The 16673-nt window shown below is 52.7% G+C and carries 15 protein-coding genes and 1 riboswitch; of the genes, 7 read left to right on the forward strand and 8 right to left on the reverse strand.

Annotated elements, in window-relative coordinates:
* Positions 1-16: 16 nt before the first annotated feature.
* A riboswitch (cyclic di-GMP riboswitch) is annotated at positions 17-91 on the reverse strand.
* Between the two features lie 155 nt (positions 92-246).
* The 3 genes from A7E78_RS01015 to nifE all read right to left on the reverse strand — a co-directional run bounded on the left by A7E78_RS01015 (position 247) and on the right by nifE (position 3957).
* Positions 247-1254, reverse strand: coding sequence for a nitrogen fixation protein NifQ (locus A7E78_RS01015; RefSeq protein WP_072282522.1), 1008 nt, complete (start codon positions 1252-1254; stop codon positions 247-249).
* A gap of 67 nt (positions 1255-1321) precedes the next feature.
* Positions 1322-2617 (reverse strand): nitrogenase iron-molybdenum cofactor biosynthesis protein NifN, encoded by a 1296-nt coding sequence (gene nifN, locus A7E78_RS01020; protein WP_072282523.1) that lies wholly within the window; start codon positions 2615-2617, stop codon positions 1322-1324.
* Positions 2605-3957, reverse strand: coding sequence for a nitrogenase iron-molybdenum cofactor biosynthesis protein NifE (gene nifE / locus A7E78_RS01025; RefSeq protein ID WP_072282524.1), 1353 nt, complete (start codon positions 3955-3957; stop codon positions 2605-2607). Before nifE ends, nifN begins: the two co-directional genes overlap by 13 nt.
* 463 nt (positions 3958-4420) lie before the next feature.
* Between nifE and A7E78_RS01030 the strand changes: the two genes are divergently transcribed.
* A complete protein-coding gene (locus tag A7E78_RS01030) occupies positions 4421-4831 on the forward strand; it encodes a GFA family protein (protein WP_072282525.1) in 411 nt (136 codons plus the stop codon).
* A 118-nt stretch (positions 4832-4949) separates the two neighbouring features.
* A complete protein-coding gene (locus A7E78_RS01035; RefSeq protein ID WP_072282526.1) occupies positions 4950-5699 on the forward strand; it encodes a DUF364 domain-containing protein in 750 nt (249 codons plus the stop codon).
* Between the two features lie 267 nt (positions 5700-5966).
* Here A7E78_RS01035 and pdxR read toward each other — a convergent pair whose 3' ends face one another.
* The gene (gene pdxR / locus A7E78_RS01040; RefSeq protein ID WP_072282527.1) at positions 5967-7358 is read right to left on the reverse strand and encodes a MocR-like pyridoxine biosynthesis transcription factor PdxR; all 1392 of its coding nucleotides are present in this window, start codon (positions 7356-7358) and stop codon (positions 5967-5969) included.
* 164 nt (positions 7359-7522) lie between these two features.
* Between pdxR and A7E78_RS01045 the strand changes: the two genes are divergently transcribed.
* Positions 7523-7894 carry a pyridoxamine 5'-phosphate oxidase family protein gene (locus tag A7E78_RS01045; protein ID WP_072282528.1) on the forward strand — a complete coding sequence of 124 codons (372 nt, stop codon included), beginning with the start codon at positions 7523-7525 and terminating at the stop codon, positions 7892-7894.
* 580 nt (positions 7895-8474) lie between these two features.
* Here A7E78_RS01045 and A7E78_RS01050 read toward each other — a convergent pair.
* The 3 genes from A7E78_RS01050 to A7E78_RS01060 all read right to left on the reverse strand — a co-directional run bounded on the left by A7E78_RS01050 (position 8475) and on the right by A7E78_RS01060 (position 11828).
* Entirely contained in the window at positions 8475-9863 is a 1389-nt protein-coding gene (locus A7E78_RS01050; protein ID WP_235606772.1) for a hypothetical protein, read from the reverse strand.
* A gap of 83 nt (positions 9864-9946) precedes the next feature.
* Complete coding sequence (locus A7E78_RS01055; protein WP_256359848.1) at positions 9947-10957, reverse strand: NAD-dependent epimerase/dehydratase family protein; 1011 nt, start codon at positions 10955-10957, stop codon at positions 9947-9949.
* Between the two features lie 346 nt (positions 10958-11303).
* The gene (locus A7E78_RS01060) at positions 11304-11828 is read right to left on the reverse strand and encodes a ferritin (RefSeq protein WP_072282530.1); all 525 of its coding nucleotides are present in this window, start codon (positions 11826-11828) and stop codon (positions 11304-11306) included.
* 240 nt (positions 11829-12068) lie between these two features.
* On the opposite strand from A7E78_RS01060, the gene A7E78_RS01065 reads away from it, so the two are divergent.
* Positions 12069-12701 carry a hypothetical protein gene (locus A7E78_RS01065; RefSeq protein ID WP_072282531.1) on the forward strand — a complete coding sequence of 211 codons (633 nt, stop codon included), beginning with the start codon at positions 12069-12071 and terminating at the stop codon, positions 12699-12701.
* 12 nt (positions 12702-12713) lie between these two features.
* On the opposite strand, the gene A7E78_RS01070 is transcribed toward A7E78_RS01065, so the two are convergent.
* A complete protein-coding gene (locus A7E78_RS01070; RefSeq protein WP_072282532.1) occupies positions 12714-13601 on the reverse strand; it encodes an OmpA/MotB family protein in 888 nt (295 codons plus the stop codon).
* Positions 13602-13802: 201 nt separating this feature from the next.
* Between A7E78_RS01070 and nadC the strand changes: the two genes are divergently transcribed.
* From nadC to A7E78_RS01085, 3 genes are all read left to right on the forward strand, one after another.
* Entirely contained in the window at positions 13803-14627 is an 825-nt protein-coding gene (gene nadC / locus A7E78_RS01075; protein WP_072282533.1) for a carboxylating nicotinate-nucleotide diphosphorylase, read from the forward strand.
* Between the two features lie 174 nt (positions 14628-14801).
* Positions 14802-15785 (forward strand): biotin--[acetyl-CoA-carboxylase] ligase, encoded by a 984-nt coding sequence (locus A7E78_RS01080; protein WP_072282534.1) that lies wholly within the window; start codon positions 14802-14804, stop codon positions 15783-15785.
* A 34-nt stretch (positions 15786-15819) separates the two neighbouring features.
* Positions 15820-16587, forward strand: a complete 768-nt coding sequence (locus A7E78_RS01085) for a type III pantothenate kinase (protein ID WP_072282535.1) — start codon at positions 15820-15822, stop codon at positions 16585-16587.
* Positions 16588-16673 lie beyond the last annotated feature (86 nt).

A 16673-nucleotide genomic window follows, 5' to 3' on the forward strand; every position in this document is an offset into this window, starting at 1 on the left:
CCCAAAGGGTTATCTCTTTCGTAGCCCGGCTATCCACTTAGGACCCGCAGCTTTGCGTCACTGGATTGCTCCAGTTTTGCCATCCAATAGACACAAACTATAGTGTTATGTTGCTAAAATTTTTAAAGAAAGTCAATCTTAATCCTTTTAGCCATTGATTTAAAATGCGGGCTAAATAGGAAAAGTTGATGCAAGGGGGGGCAACTAGTCCTTCGGCGTGCTATTGAGATTTCTGAAACAGGTCTATCAATCATTCTCGGCAAAACACAAGGCATAATCGCTGCACTCTCCGCAATTGGGTGTTTTGCACAGGGTTCCCCCGTTCAAATCGCAAATCTGTTTAAAGAAAAAACGTTTCCAGCGCATGTTCTTGTTGTTGGCCGCAAATACGGACGGCAGGTGGCAGCGAATGGCGGCGCTGAGCTGAGGACGTTCAAAGAGCCCCATGGCGATCCACAGATGGCCGGGCAGAGCGGCGCGGGCAGCGAGAATTTTTGCCAGCCAGTAGGAGACGGGCGACGAGGCGTCGTCAGGCAGGGCATATGAAAGCAATAGAGCTCGGACGTCGGTGTTGATTTCGGGGAAAGGTTCCGTCGTCGGAGTGATCCAGGATAACCCGCTGGCAGGATCCCATGCGGGAAAAAAGTGCTGCTGCAGGGCGGCCAACTCGTTCTTTTCCAGTCCCAATGCTGTAGCTGTGTCGTGCGGTTCCCGGCCGGCGACGGTCAGCAGGCAGGCGAAGAGGTGACGGTCTTCGATGCTGGTGCCTTCCGGGACTGGGCTGTCGAGCAGTGATCGGTACAGAGGGTCGGCCTTGTTGACCCGTGGGCCGTGGTCTTCAGCTACTGGGGTATAGACTTCCTGCACGGTTTGGTTTTTATGGTGAATGCTGTCTATGGCAGCCTGAAGGGCTCTGGCGGCCAGGTCGGCACAGTAGCCCCGATCCTCCGGCAGGCCGCCCAATTGGCGGTCGACCGCTTGAGCGTCGACCTTGCGGGCACGATTCAGGGTGAGGTCACTGGCCAGTTCCGCGGCGGCAGCGCAGGCGGCCATGGAATAGCCGCAACCGAACACCTGGTAGCGCAGGATGGCGATCTGACCGTCACGCACCCGCAGGGCGAAGCGTACCGCAATCTGGCGTCCCGCCTCATCGGCACCGAGGCCGATTTCGCCGGTGCCGTCGGCGTCGCTAAGCTCGCCGCAATAACGGTCGTCCTTTGCGTAACGGCGGATGGTGTCGGTAAATCCTTTCATGGGTCGGTTGTTCCCTTTGAAAAAACGTTTGTTTCACGCTTCGCGTAAGACTTCCTGGCCTAAAACGTCAGAATTTATGCTTCGCCGCTCGCATATGCTCGGCCGCATTGGCCACTTCACAGAGGAAGTAAGCCCCGCCTTCGTAAAGCAGATCGTTCTGGAGTTGGTTACCCACAACCTCCCAACTGGGATAGCCGCGCAGCACCAGACCCTTATGAAAGCGGTGGGCCAGGGCTTCGGTGTGGCAGTTTCCGACGATGAGGTCGTAATCCTCCTGCAGCGCTTCGGCGTCCTCGAGATCGCCGACCCGTACTCGGTCGGCGGGGATGTTATTGAGCTGGGGGGAGTCGACGGTGGATAGGGCCAGGGTGATCCGGGCACCGGCTTCGCTCAACACCTTGCCGGCGCCGGCCAGAAAATCGGGCTCGCCGACCAGCAGGATGCGGGTCTGGCCGAGGGAGAAATGGCTGTCGAGCATGGCGTCCTGAAGGCGTTTGCGCCAGCGCACCACGCTGGGTGGTGGCTGTTCCAAACCACTGGCTTCAAGCAGTGCGCTCGCCAACTCGTCGGTGGCCGACAGACCCTGCACATGGTTCAAATGCAGGTGGCTCATCGACGGATTCTTCTTCAGCAGCGCCGCGGCGCTCGGTTGCATCGAATCGCCGACGGATAGCACCAGACCCGCGTCGGCCAGTTCGCTAATCACCTCGACGGTGGTGCCGCCGCTGCTCAGGGCGCTCTGCTTTTCGCCGAGGTGGCCGTCCAGACTGGTGGAGAGATCGGGTAGGGCATGGACCTCGAAGCCGAACAGGACGACGAATTCCTTGAGTTTTTCCACCTCGATGGGGGTCAGGCTGACGTGGGGCAGCAGTACCGCCTTGTCAGTGCGGGTTGCTGTGGTCGGTTCAACCAACTGCTCGATGAGGGCCTTGGTGGTCTTTCCCCATCCACTCTCGAGTCCGCCTTCGTAATCGGTACTATGCACATAGACCAGAGGATAATCGACCTGGCTGGCGACTCCCCGCAAGTCATCCCCTTTGGTTTCTGTGAGCCCCGTGCTGTGAAGACCGATCAGGCTGGGAGCGACCTTTTTGGTGATGTTTTGCACCGCTTCGACAATGCTGCCGTCGCCGCCGTCAAGCACCGCGGTCACATCGGTAACGGCGGTGGTCTGAATGGCGATCGGCTCGCAGAAATGACGGGTAAGAAAGACCTTGGTGAAAGAGGTACAGCCCATGCCACCATGCATCAGCGGCATGCAGCGGTCGATGCCGAGAAAGGCCAGAGCCGCGCCCATCGGTTGGCTGAGGCGAAAGGGGTTGACCTGCAGCGGTTTGTCGGGTTTGCGCATTACTTCTCCCATGGTGCCCTCCTTGCAACGTTTTTGAACACCGGGTTCTGCAGGGCGTTCTTCAGATCTTCGGCCAGATTCAATAGGCCGGCGTAACCGCCGTAGCTTTTCTTTTTTTCCTGATTGACGTCGGCGAAGGCGATCTTCTTCTTGATGGCGGTAAAGAGGCTGCGGCCGCCGGCCAGCAGCAGGTCGGCGCCTGTCTGGTCAATAACTTTGGCCTGTTCCTGGCCCGGGTTGGTCATCAGGATGCCCGCTTCGCCCAGATATTCCCTGGCTTTTTCTTTGTCAGCTTCGGTCGCTTTTTTAACCGAGGTGGCGACCACCTCGAAACCCAGGTCTTGCAACGCCGAGGCGATGGACCAGGACTTGTTGCCGCCGGTGTTGAGGACCGCCTTTTTGCCTTCAAAGATCTCCCGGTAGGGGGCAAGCTGCTGCGCAAGGCGGGTTTCTTCTCGAGTAATGAGCTGTTTAGTTCGAGCAACCAGCTCGGCATCCCCCAGGGCTTCGGCAATGGCCAGGATTGAGGCGCTGGTGTCCCGTTTGCCGTAGAAAGAGACGGAGATGAAAGGGGTTCCGTAACGTTCCTGCATTTTGCGGGTCAGGGATACCAGCGACTTGGCGCAGACGATGACGTTAAGTTTGGCACGGTGGGCGCTGCGGATATGGGCCACCCGGCCGTCGCCGCTCAAGGTCGAAAGGACGCGGATGCCGAGTTCTTCGAGCAGAGGCGTGTACTGCCACATGTCGCCGGTAACGTTGTATTCGCCGATCAGGTTGATGTCGAAAGGGCTGCTTGTTTCCGGCTCCTGAGTGCCGACCAGATGGGTCAGGACCGCCTCTCCGGCGATACGGCTGCCGAGGTTTTTGCTGCCGACGAAACCGGGAGCGTGCACCGGCACCATGGGGATGCCATGGGCTTCAGCAGCTTGTTTACAGACCATGTCGATATCATCGCCGATCATGGCGGTGACACAGGTGCTGTAGACGAACACCGCCTCCGGGGCGTAGCGCTCAACAATGTAATCGATGGACGACCGCAGCTTTTCTTCGCCGCCGAAGACCACGTCGTTGGTGGTGATACCGGTGGTAAAGCCCATCTGGGTCAGGTCGCGGCCAGCCCAGCTGGTATGAGTGAGGCGCGTTTCCCAGGAGGCACCGACACAGGTCATGGGACCGTGTACCAAGTGGGCGGCATCGGCGTAGGGAAACAGAGAGATTTGCGAGCCTTCAAAGGCGCAGCCGCCGGTAGTGGCTCCCGGAGTCGGGGCGTTGCAGGCGTTTTTTTTGGTTGGGCTGTGGGTACAGGCGCTCTCGTCGAGCAAATCGCGGATTTTCGGTTTGCGTGTCAAAGCCTGACTCCTTTGGTAGCAGGCTGTTGACTAACAGCCTGTAGGGCCCAGGGATGGGCGGCCAAAATTATGGACGGTCCTGTAAGTCCTTGATTTTGTAAGCAAGGCGAAAACTTGTTTTCGGCTTGCGTCGTTGAAAAAGGCCATGGAGGGTCTTTTTCAACATCCTGCTAGAAGGTGGAGCAAGCCCTGTCACGTCATTGGGACCGAAGCTTACGACATCTCAATAAAGCAAGAGCCTTGCCATGCCACGTAACTATTTGAAATATATCTTTTCTATATTGTTTGTCGTTAGCTTCCAGGTTCAGAATATCGCTTGGATGCCTATAAAATGTGCATCGCGTCCACATAACTGGTTCCGGGTCTTCCCACCAGGGTCTGGAAAGAATGATATTGTTAACAATAGGCCACAAAGAGAGACCAAATGACTTTAACGAGCGATAGACTGGCGAGAGGAGGTCTTATGGAAGGACATTTTACCGGTAGCTGTCATTGCGGAGAGGTGGCTTTCGAAATTAACGGAAAAGTACTTAACGTGGTCAATTGTCATTGCTCAATTTGTCGCAAAGCCAATGGTGGAGTATTTTCGAGTTTTGCCGTAGTCCCCGAAGAAATCTTCACCGTTGTCAAAGGGGGTGATTCACTGACCCGCTATGCCATGTCGGATAAGGGAGAAAAGAATTTTTGCAGTGTCTGCGGCGCACCGGTGTTCAACCGCAACAAGCTCTATCCCGGAATAGCGGTAGTGCCCCTGGGCTGTTTCGAAGAACCGGCCAGGCTTACCCCTCAAGCCGATATTTTCTGTGCCGACCGTTTGCCTTGGGTGACGCCATACGGGGGTAGTAACTGCTACGATCAGGGGTTTGATGGCTGAGGTATAAACAGATTATTTTCATTGGTAAGTGTTTTTTTCTTGTCAGAATTGAGTGCCCTTATTATGTTTAGATGTTGTTAATCTCTAAATACTAAATCCATCCATTTAAGGAGGGGGCATGTCGCTCAAAAGACAGAATGCCTTAGTTGAGTTACTCAACGTCAGCGCCAAAGAACAAAAAGTTGCCGACGTGCGCATCGGGCTGGGTTATACGGCTGTATGTCTCGAAAAGCACCAGGCCGGGTTGGCCTGGACCCCTCCGCGTACCGTGGGCTGCTGCACGCATCTGCCGCTGGCTGGGACTCTGGCTGGTCGCCCGGCCTCAGAACTGTTGCAGATGCTGGCATCAGAACAGCCTCTGCAGCGTACCCTCGGTCTGGCGACGGCCAATGCTCTGCTGGCTGCCGGTCCCTTGCCGGAAACCAGCCGGGAAGAAGTGCTTGACGGTTTGAAGATCACCGCGGAGGACCATGTGGCTATGGTCGGTTATTTCGGCCCTCTGGTTAAAAGGATCCAGAAAATCGGCTGCCGGTTTGATATCATCGAGCTCGACAGCTCCCGTCCCGGAGTGCTGAACCCGGAGCAGGGACGAGCGGTGCTGGCTGAATGCAGCGTGGCCATTCTCACCGGCACCAGCTTGGTTACCGGTACCTGTGACGAACTCCTGAACGATTTGGGGCAGCCTCGTGAAGCCGTATTGCTCGGCCCTTCGGCACCCTTTTGCCCACAAATCTTTTCCGACACTCCCCTGACTCGTATTGCCGGTGCCCTGGTGCTCGATGCAAACGGCGTGCTGCAGGTTGTTTCCGAGGGGGGAGGGACACCACGGCTCAAGTCCCATGTCTCTTTTGAGACGATGATTCTGTAAACTGCTTTGCATCTGAATGTTTCGCCCATTCCAGGGAAAAATATCAGCATATTATAGTTGGGAGCCAGTCCCCGGTCCCCTTTCTGATAACTGATATATCTTAGACAATCCGAGAAACAATTTAGAACAAGATATAAGACGGCCCAACCTATCAATATTAGGTTGGGCCGTTTGGTTTTATTTAAATCGTGGGTTTTGCGACATCGCTGAATGGGGCCAAATGTCTAGTAGATTGGGGGCGATTCATAGGAAAAAACATTACCGCCATCAATGTATGAGCGTTGCAAGGGTTTCTATCCCTTCTGGGATGTCATTAATTTTCATCCCACCAAAACCAAGCATTAACTTATTACCTTCAGTTTGGCTAGAAACGTAGAACTCGGAAAAGGGCAATAGTCGAAGCCCCTTTTGTTTTGCTCGTTCTACAAAAGCCAATTCATCATTTAAACTTTCGGCCAGTTCGAGAATTATGTGGAGCCCTGCGCCCTGACCAATAACTTTAGCTTTACGTCCGAAATATTCGCCGATGCTTTGAAGCATTATTTCATGCTTCTTTTTATAAAAATTTCGGGAACGTCGAATGTGTTGCTCCCAGTGCCCCCTCTCCATAAAGTTGATCATGGCTCTTTGGATAAGGAGTGGGACCTGGCAAAAATGACCTTGGAAGAGCCGATGGTAATCATTCAAAAGTGACTTGGGGAGCACCATATAGCTCAATCTCAGCGCAGGAGAAAAGACCTTGGAGAAGGTCCCTTGATAAATAATGTTGCCATCAGAGCATAACCCCTGCAAAGAAGAAATAGGTCGCCCAATGTATCTAAGCTCACTGTCGTAATCGTCTTCAATTATCAGACGTTCCCCCGTTTTCGACCAAGAAATCAGTTCCAGTCGGTTGGCCACAGGCATTACATAGCCGAGCGGCATTTGGTGTGAAGGGGTTATGTATACAACGGTACTGGATGTTGACTTGAGCGTACTCAGATTGAGCCCGCCAATGCCAACATCAATAGGAGTGATATTGAAACCGTTGTTATGAAAGACTTCTCGGGGGAGATGGTATCCGGGATTCTCGATAGCCACTGATTCGTGACGACCTCTGGCAAGCTGAGCAACAATGGTTAGACTTTGCTGTAAACCAGAACAGACTACAATTTGGTCGGGAGTGCAGTGAACTCCACGTGATCGCTCCAAATAAAATTGAAGATTGCAACGCAACCCCCATTCCCCTTGTGGCTCGCTGTACTGTGAAAAGTCTCCGGCGTCTGACCGGAGACAATCAATGAGGCATCTGCGCCAAAGGGATGCCGGGAAAACCTCCGGGTCGAGACGTGCAGGGTGAAAATCGTACTTATAACGTTCCGCAAGTTTAGGGTGAAGGTCTTGTTGTGGATGAATAACTCGAGAAGATGACGCTAATTCCTGGTCTATATATGAAACAAAGTATCCGCTTCGTGACTTACTGTATATGTAACCTTCAGCGCACAATTCCTGGAAAGCGCCCTCGACTGTATTGCGACTTGTTGCTAACTCCACGGCCATGGCACGTATTGATGGGAGCTTGAAATGTGCGGGAAGTTCACCAGAAATTATTTGGTCCCGAATTTGTAGGAAGAGTTGCCGGTAAAGTGGTGTGGCGTCTTTGTTGTTTAAGTTGAACATAATTTCAGCCGACTGTAGTCTCTGTCAGACAATATAAGGGAGGGTTTACTAAAGATATCTGTCCCCATATTCTTTTATTGAATTGTACCTTTTGATGGGGACAATGATCAAGTATCCTCTGCATATCTACTGATCACAAATAATTCAAACAAAAGGAGAAAGCTATGATCTCTGAAAAATTGCTCGAAATGCTCGAAAAAGATGGCATCGTTGCGATTGCAACGCTAGGTAAGGATGGGCCTCATATGGTCAATACCTGGAATACCTACATCCACATCTCGCCAGAAGGGCGATTTCTGATTCCCGCAGGCTATATGAACAAGACAGAAGAAAACATCAAATATAACCCTGAGGTGTTAATCACCGTTGCAAGCAGTAAGGTCAAAGGTTTGCACGGTGCTGGAGCCGGATTCCTAATCAAGGGTAAGGCCGAATTTGTAACTTCTGGGCCTGATTATGACAACTTGAAAGAGAAGTTTGGTTGGCTAAGAGCGGCTGTTGCCGTTACCATTGATTCCGCTACTCAGACTTGGTGACTTTTTCAGGCCTAGGTTGAATTAATTTTACAATCTCGCGATCCAAAGATTATTATGGCTGTTAAAGAAAAAGTTCTAGAAGCCATGCGTACTGAAGGCCACCCCTTCAATGCTGGAAAGATTGCTGAACTTGGTGCTCTCGACAGAAAAGCCATTGTTAAAGGAATGGCATAACTAGGAAGGGAAGAAAAAATGGTTTCGCCGAAGCGTTGTTACTGGAAGCCAGCATAAACTTTCGCCAGGAACACGCAACGAAAAGAAAAAGGCCGGCGCCCTAATGGAGTATTGGTCTTTTGTTGTTTACTCCGTGATCAAGGCCCGAATTTTCGACAGGACATTACTTTTCAGATTCCCACAAACCAAGCAATACAAGACGCCGCCAATCTACATCCGTCGATAGTTGAGGTCAAAGAAATGACTTTTTGTAATTCCTCTTGCATTGTTTTGAGGGTGTGAAATTGGCAAAAGCTCGAAATCCTTGTTACTCCTGCATTGTGAGAAAACCCCGTCTAGCGATCCGGGCGGGGTTTCTGTGTTTTAGAAGTCGTGACTTATAGGAAAACCATTGACACAACTGATGTTAAACGTCCTCTCCTGGTTGGCTAGCAAATCCCGGAGGGTGCTGCTTCCACTGATGCAAGGTGGTACGAATGATTTCGAAATAGCCCTGCGCCCGCACGACTTCTTGATATCCCGGAACGGCTCCCACCCACTTGCCCAATCGGACGTTGCGTTGCTGTGTGAGATAAAGAGTGGGCAATCCCATAAGCGCCGGTCCGTCCATGCCGGCAGTAGTAACACCGATCTGGCCCACCAGGTTGTGTCGGCATTTCAACTCCTCAAACAGTTGCAGTTGAGCCAGGCGCATGTCCGACCCCTGGAAGAGCGGCTCCTTCCAGCAAAGGGTCAGGTCTACTCCCCTTGTCGGAACAAGGTCCGCGGGAACAGCATCGCCGAAAAAGATGGGAGTGAGCCCGGCATTCAATACCAGTTCAAAAAGCTGCCGCAACTCATCGAAACAGGTGTTGCGCTCGGCATCGTGGTCACCCGTTCGTACCCAAAGCAGCACCTTCTGCTCTGAATTCCCTCCCACATTGCCATCGATCCATGATCTTAAGGAAGCCGATGGCGATTCCTCTCCCAGAAACGCTGCGCGAAGGGTACGCTGTGCTCCTGGCGCGTCGGCGTGAAAAGCCTCGGCGATGATATGCGTCAGATGCTTGGGACTCGCCGGACGAGACCGATAGGGGCGAAGGGATCCTGCTAACCCGGCAGCACGCAGAAAATGTTTGGCCTGCAATTCCTGAACAGCGCCAGGTCTGATCTGGATGGGAACACCGGCAAGCAGCGCCGCGGCAGCAAGGTACCAGCCTTCGCCGAACGAAAAGCCGGGATCTGCATGAAACGTGTAGGCGCGGTTCCGCTCCAGGACGATTTTTCTCGCGGCGTTTCCGGCAATTTCAGCTCTGCGGGCTATCGCTCTTGCTTTGTCCGTATTAAGTTGCTCAGCAAAACGTGCGGCCTCCAATGCCGCCTCTTCTGCATTGCAAACAATCTGCTCAACTCGCTGCCAGCCGTCCTCGCAATCTGACCATGTGGGCGCCCGCTGAGATCCGCGCGAGAGCTGCCCGGCGCCATAGCGCGCATCCTCTGCCCGGGCCGCTTGAGCCCGTAGTAACACCCATTGGAGCAACGCAACCTCTCGATTGTCCACCGCGCTGTCCAGCGCCCTTGTGGCCAACTGTACAACGTGCTCTAGCCGAGCTCTATAGTCATCGCGCACTCCGGGCAGATGCAGCGATCCCTCCAATGCCGTAGCCTCTGCCAGCAGGGTGGCGGCCTTTCGTGTGAGCCCTGCGCCTTCCGTTTCGTTATGGAGCAGCCTAGGAGACTGTTGGACTTTACGGATCATTGCGAGAAATTGGCTGTTCGAGGACAGATTGTCGATCGTTTGAGAGCGAATAGCCATAGCTATTTGTCGAAAAGGATCGGGAATATGGACCGATCAGACGGTTTCGTAGCAGATTCATGTAAAGTTCGACAGCCTCCTTATCACAGTAACTTCTTCGACCAGGTCTTCGGCGCGAGCGGTCCGTCTATTTCCAACTCTACATTGTGTAAAAAGGGGCGAGGTCCGCGAGATTTTATCCAGTCGATCATAACGGCCAAGCCCTCTTCGAGTTTCACCTTCGGCTCGTAATCAAGCAGTCGCCGGGCCTTATCGGCGCAGCAGTTGGCAAAGAAAACCTCCTGAGGACGGCTATCGATCCGGTTCGGCTGCAAATCAAAATCGAGTAGCCGAGCGATCGTGGCCGCAAGCTCGTTGATGGTCACAAACTCATCGTCGGGGCCGATATTGATAACTTCATGGACACAGCGGTCGTCCGTAGCCATACGCAGAAGCGGATCGACCACATCGGAGACAAAGCTGAAGCAGCGTTTTTGATTGCCGCCTCCATAGATATAGGGTTGACGGCCTTGTAATATCAGGTTGATGAAAATAGCGGCTACGTTGCGATAAGGATCGTCGTACCGCTGCCGAGGCCCGATGATATTGTGAGGAACCGCCACCACCCACTCCATACCGTGAATTTCGGCAATATTGGCAAGCAGCCGTTCCGCACACCATTTGGCGATGCCGTAGGGGTCCTGAGGAGCCGGCACCATATCCTCGGTGAACGGAACCTTATTTGTACCGTACCTAGCCATGGACGAACATAGAACGAAGCGCTTGACTCCTCCGGCCGCTGCCGCGGAAACAATTCCACTGGTCGCCGTGACAACATTCTGAGTGACCATATGCGGGCTGAATACGGAGAGGCCTTCATAGGCTGTGGCAGCGCAATGGTAGACAATATCGACCTCTTTCATCAAAGCGGCCAGTGGCGCAAAATCGTTGCAGTCGATCTGATGAAACGCAGCGCCACTCGAAACATTGTCAAGGTAGCCACCCTTCAGGTTGTCACATCCCGAAACCCTGTACCCTTCAGCCAGACACCTTTCCGCGATATGACTCCCCAAAAAACCTGCTATACCCGTAATGAAAACTCGTTTTTCGCTCAATTGAAGTACACCATACCGGATTTTTTTATTAGAACCTGAATGAGTGAATGATCCGGCGAATCATAACACAAGTCATTGAATCGCTTAAACACTCTGTTGAGGGGTCTAAAAAGTTATGTCAAATTGTTTTCTAATGGCTTATTGAGAGTATTTTCGCTGTTCCTACATTCCCTGCAATCTAGGGGCACTCGAGCGTTTGGCCGATGAGGATGGGCGATAACAGGTGGACGGATTTGTTCAAAAAGCCCATGGCTGGCTTTGAGAAGAATAAGCTGTTTAGACAAAAAGGCCGGCTTGGGAAATTCCCTGCCGGCCTTTTTTGTTCATTTGTCAAGCAGCCTCTCGGTCAGGCGCCGGTGATATTCATTCCGGTCGGAACGGTAAAGGCGCGTTGGCCAAGTTCCTTGTCCATCATCATCAGGCCGCGTTTGTCGTCTTCGAGTCTTTGGAGGTTTTTCAACTCAAGACCAAAGCTGGCCTCTTCTTCAACCTGCTCGGTAACAAACCACTGCAGGAAGATTTCCGTAGCGTGGGCGTTTTCACTTTTAGCCAGGGTCATCAGGTTGTTGATGCTGGCGGTGACAAACTGCTCGTGTTTCAGGGAATATTCGAATACATCCAGCGGCGACTCGTAGTCGACTTTCGGCCCGTCTATGGGCAGCAGTACCGCACGGCCGCCGGCTTCGCAGATATAGTTGAAAAACTTCTCGCCGTGGCATAGTTCTTCAAGGGCCTGCATTTTCATCCAGTGGGCAAAGCCGGGCAGGTCTTCAGCTTCAAAGTAAGCGGCCATAGCCTTGTAGAGATACCCCGAAAAAAACTCATTTTTCATCTGTTCGTTCAATGCGTCGACCAGTGGTTGGCTGAGCATGGCGTTTTCTCCTTTTGAGAGGGAAAGGGGTTAACAACATGTTTGTGGTTTCAATCTCAACTTTACCTTATTTATCCTATTTATAACAAATGATAAGAATTTCAGACGCGTGGTCCATTGTTTAGATCAGGGATCGGCAGCCGACGTCATCTTCTTGCTTTCCTACTCGGAATAACCTGTTATTGTTGAATAAAAAGAGGGGTTAAACGACATGAGCCGGCATTTGAGGGGAGGGTCGCTATGATGACAACGGGATCGGTGAGGGAGCAACTTGGGCTCTTCAGTGGTGTGGTGACAAACCTGATTATTATGGTCGAAAAGGCGAGCAGTGGGTTCAACCGTCAGCGTGCCGCGGATCTGGAAGAGATGCTGCATCATCAAAAAATCGTTGTGGATGAAATCTCTTTGCTGTCGAGTCGCCTGGATGGACTATTGTCCACGGAGCAGGGGGATAGTCGGGATTTTTGTTTGAAATTGGAAAGTGTGTTGGCCCATGTCCAGTTGATGTCTGAGGATATCGGAGAAATGATACCGGCACTTAAAAAGCAGATCAGCCAGGGGATCCCCTTTTCGAAAAAAGGGATCATCCAAACCAATGAACTTTTTGAAGGTCAACTGGAGATGCTTCGGGTGCTGGCGGATATCTTTCAGACCGACAACGAGGTTTTAAAAACCTTTTTGCGCCAGGAAAAAGGCCCCAGTCTTTGTCAACGGTGTATCGATTTTGCCACAGACCATGAAGCCCGTCTGGTCGAAGGCCTGTGTTTGCCCCATGCTGCACCTATCTTCCTGACTTTGCTTGATGCGGTTAGAAACATGGCTCAGCATGGTATGGAAGTAGCTCATTTACTTATGCTGGAACAGCGGAGCTAAAAAGCGACTATTTTACGGGGTCGTTTGTGCGGGAACCAGCACGATCTGAATCCGCCGGTTCTGGGCCCGCCCAGTTGCCGTTTCGTTACTGGCGATGGGCTGATAGGGACCGTAGCCGCAAACCGACAGACGAGCACCGGGAATGCCTTTGTGTTGTTGGAGAAAGCGCACTACATTGGTCGCTCGGGCCGTCGACAGTTCCCAGTTGCTGGCAAAGGTCTTTTTTAGTCGAGGGCTGATGGGGATATTGTCGGTGTGTCCTTCGACGCGAATTTCTTTGTCGGTGACCTCTTTAAGGATGTCTCCTACCCGGTGCAATACCTGTATGCCTGCGTTTTTAAGGTCGGCTTGGCCGGAATCGAATAAAATCTTTTCTACCAGGTTAACGGTGAGCTTCCCCTGTAATTTGGAGATGGTAATTTCGCCCCGCTCAATTTCGCTTTCCATCTTGTCCACCAGCTGGTCATAAGTCGTTTTCATTTCCGCTATGCGGGCCTGCCGGGCCAACTGCTCTTTTTCCAGTTGTGCAGTCAACGTCCGCTTGGTTTCTTCCAGGCCATCAATAGTCTGCCGCATCTCGCTCATGGCGGCGCCGGCGGAGGCACTGCGTTCGGAGAGAACCTTTTCCAGACGCTCGATATCTGTCGCTGCGCGCAACTGGTCCTGCCGCAGGCCGATATTGGCATTGTTGACTTCTTCCAGTTCCAGTCCCCGCTGGTCGTATCGCTGGGCTAGCTTTTGTTGTTGTTTTAACAGTTGGCTGTAGTCACGTTCCAGTTCTGACTGGGCGGTGGCAAGATGAGCTGCTTCATCGCTTTTTCGTTGATATTCGGCCTTACTGACACAGCCGGAGAGCAGAACAGCCAAAGCCAGCAGGAGGGCAAGGTGGGGACGCAGCATGGTGTGCTCCTTTTTGTATGGCAATTAAATAAAGTATTAGGGACAAAGATAATCAATTATTAAAGCTGGCACGATTCTCCAACACTCCGGTAAAAATTGCAAAGGCAAAATGGGCTGTGTTTACGAGGCTTTTCAGTTGCGGCTGATCAACTTGCCATGGTATATAAATAAGCGTTTTAAAACCATACTCTGGAGTTTTACATGTTTGAAATAGATCGTATTATTCAGAATGCTTTGCAGGAAGATATCGGCCTCGGTGATGTTACTACTCTGGCTACCATCGAGCCTGGCATACTCAGCCGGGCCGAATTGGTTGCCAAGGAAGATTTTGTCCTGTCGGGCATGGATGTGGCCGCCCGGGTTTTTGCCTTGCTCGACGAGCAGGTTGCTTTCGAAAAGTTGCGTGAAGACGGCTTTGCTGTACAGCGTGGTGAGGTGCTGGCCTGGCTCAAGGGCGATGCTCAAGTATTGCTTCAGGGGGAACGGGTGGCGCTTAACTTGATGCAGCGCATGAGTGGTATCACCACCCATACGGCCCGTTTCGTTAAAGAAATTGCGGACACCGATGCCGCCGTGGTCGATACCCGCAAAACCACCCCCGGATTGCGCTGTCTGGAAAAATATGCGGTTCGCATGGGTGGCGGGCGGAACCATCGTACTTCCCTGTATGACGGGGTGCTGATCAAGGAAAACCATATCGCTGCAGCAGGGGATATCGCCACGGCCGTTGAACGGTCCCGGCAACGGGCCCCCCATACGCTGCGGGTCGAGGTGGAAACGACGTCTCTAGCTGAGGTCGAATTGGCTTTGGCTGCAGGAGCCGACATCATCATGCTCGATAATATGGATTTGGATACCATGCGGGAGGCGGTCCAGTTGATCGACAAGCGGGCCTTGAGCGAAGCTTCCGGTGGGGTCACCCTGAAAACGGTGCGGGCCATCGCTGAGACTGGGGTGGACTATATCTCCGTCGGTGCTTTAACCCATTCCAGCCGGGCTGTTGATATTTCCATGCTGTTTCAGTGATGATGGCGTCGCAAAAAGTCCGCCCACCGGCGTTACGGCGCTTTTTCAGGACCTCGACATACTAGAGGTATGCCTTCGCCCCTGAAAAAACACCAGGCCTTGGTGGTCGAAATTTTTGCTTAGCCATCTTATGATTTTTGCGAATGCATCAGAGATAGAGTGCTATTGGAGTCTATGAGCCAGCAGAGTCGCCAGGATGAAATTCTGATGTTGTTTCGGCAGCAGCCAGACGCTTTTGTGTCGGGTGCTGAGATGAGCCGTGTCTTGGGGGTCTCACGCACTGCGGTGTGGAAACATATCGAACAATTGCGCACTCTGGGTTATCAAATTGAGGCGGTTACCGCCCGCGGCTATCGCCTGCGTACATCGCCAGACCTGTTGTTGCCGGCTGAACTGCAGACCGGTTTGCAGACGAAGGTCGTCGGTCGAGAGCTGGTCTACTTTACCGATACCGATTCTACAAATGACCGGGCTCACGACCTGGCCAAGAACGGTGCCGAGGAAGGGACCGTGGTTATCGCGGAATCCCAGCAGGCCGGCAAGGGACGCCTTGGTCGACGTTGGACCTCTCCTGCCGGGGTCAATCTCTACGCGTCGATAATTCTCAGGCCCCCCATCGCGCCCCGGTATGCTTCGCAACTGACCTTTTTGTCTTCAGCCGCCGTGGCTCGGGCTATCGTTGACATTACCGGCTTGACCCCGACGGTCAAGTGGCCAAATGATGTCCTGCTTGACGGGTGCAAGGTGGCCGGACTGCTCAATGAACTGGATGCTGAAACGGAACGGATCCGTTACCTGGTTCTCGGTGTCGGTGTGAATGTCAATATGAAGGCCGAGCAGTTTCCCGACGATTTACGCTACCCGGCATCCTCGCTGGCAATAGCCCGTGGACAGGAGGTGTCGCGGCTTCTCTTTACCCGAACCCTGCTGGAACATCTCGATCAACTGTATGATCAGTACCGCCGGGAAGGTTTTCAACCGATACTGCAGGCATGGCAGGGTTTTTTCGCCTTGACCGGACGGCAAGTCGAGGTTGATTGTCAGGGGCGCCTGCTGCAAGGCCAGGTTGTCGGGCTCGATGACGATGGTGCTCTATTGTTGCAGATGGCCGACGGCCGGCAGGAACGTGTTTTAGCCGGGGACGTGCGACCGCTCTAGAGATCAGGACTTTCAGGAGAAATTTTCCAATATTATGCTGCTGGTTATTGATGTAGGAAATACCAATACAGTACTCGGCCTTTATCGGGGCGAGGATCTTGTGCAAAATTGGCGAATTACCACCGATAAAACCCGGACGGTGGATGAGTATGCTATGCTTATCCATGAGCTATTGCGTTTGGGCGATATATCCATGTCGGACATTGAGGATGTCATTATTTCCAGCGTTGTGCCGCCGACTAAGGATGCTCTGGAAGGATTGTGCCGCAAATATTTCAAGCGCGCTCCTTATCTGATCGGACCGGGAATCAAGACCGGCATGCCGATTCATTACGATAATCCCCGGGAGGTCGGTGCGGACCGTATCGTTAACGCCGTTGGGGCTTATGAGAAACGCCGCTGCAGTTTGATCATTGTCGATTTCGGTACCGCCACAACTTTTGACCTGGTATCGGCCCGTGGTGAATACCAAGGGGGAGCTATCGCCCCTGGACTGAATATCTCGGCCGAAGCATTGTTTCAAAGAGCCAGCAAACTGCCGCGAGTCGAATTTTCCCGGCCTCCTCACGTGATTGCCAAAAACACCGTGAACAGTATTCAGGCTGGACTGTTTTTCGGTTATGTCGGGTTGGTAGACGGTATCGTGGGTCGTATGCGCCAGGAAACCCGGGAAAATCCGCAGGTGATCGCTACCGGCGGTTTGGCCAAGATTATTGCCCCGGCATCACAGACCATTCAAGAAGTCGAGCCATTTTTAACGTTGGAGGGTTTGCGAATACTGTACCTGCTTAACAAAGATTGACTTTAGCTCTCGATCTTGTCGAGAGTTCAAGTTGTACTAGATACTCCTCATAACCAAACAGCAGTTTTTACTGCTCTGTGGATAGC

Origin of the sequence: Syntrophotalea acetylenivorans (assembly GCF_001887775.1) — a bacterium.
In the GTDB taxonomy this organism is placed as follows: domain Bacteria; phylum Desulfobacterota; class Desulfuromonadia; order Desulfuromonadales; family Syntrophotaleaceae; genus Syntrophotalea_A; species Syntrophotalea_A acetylenivorans.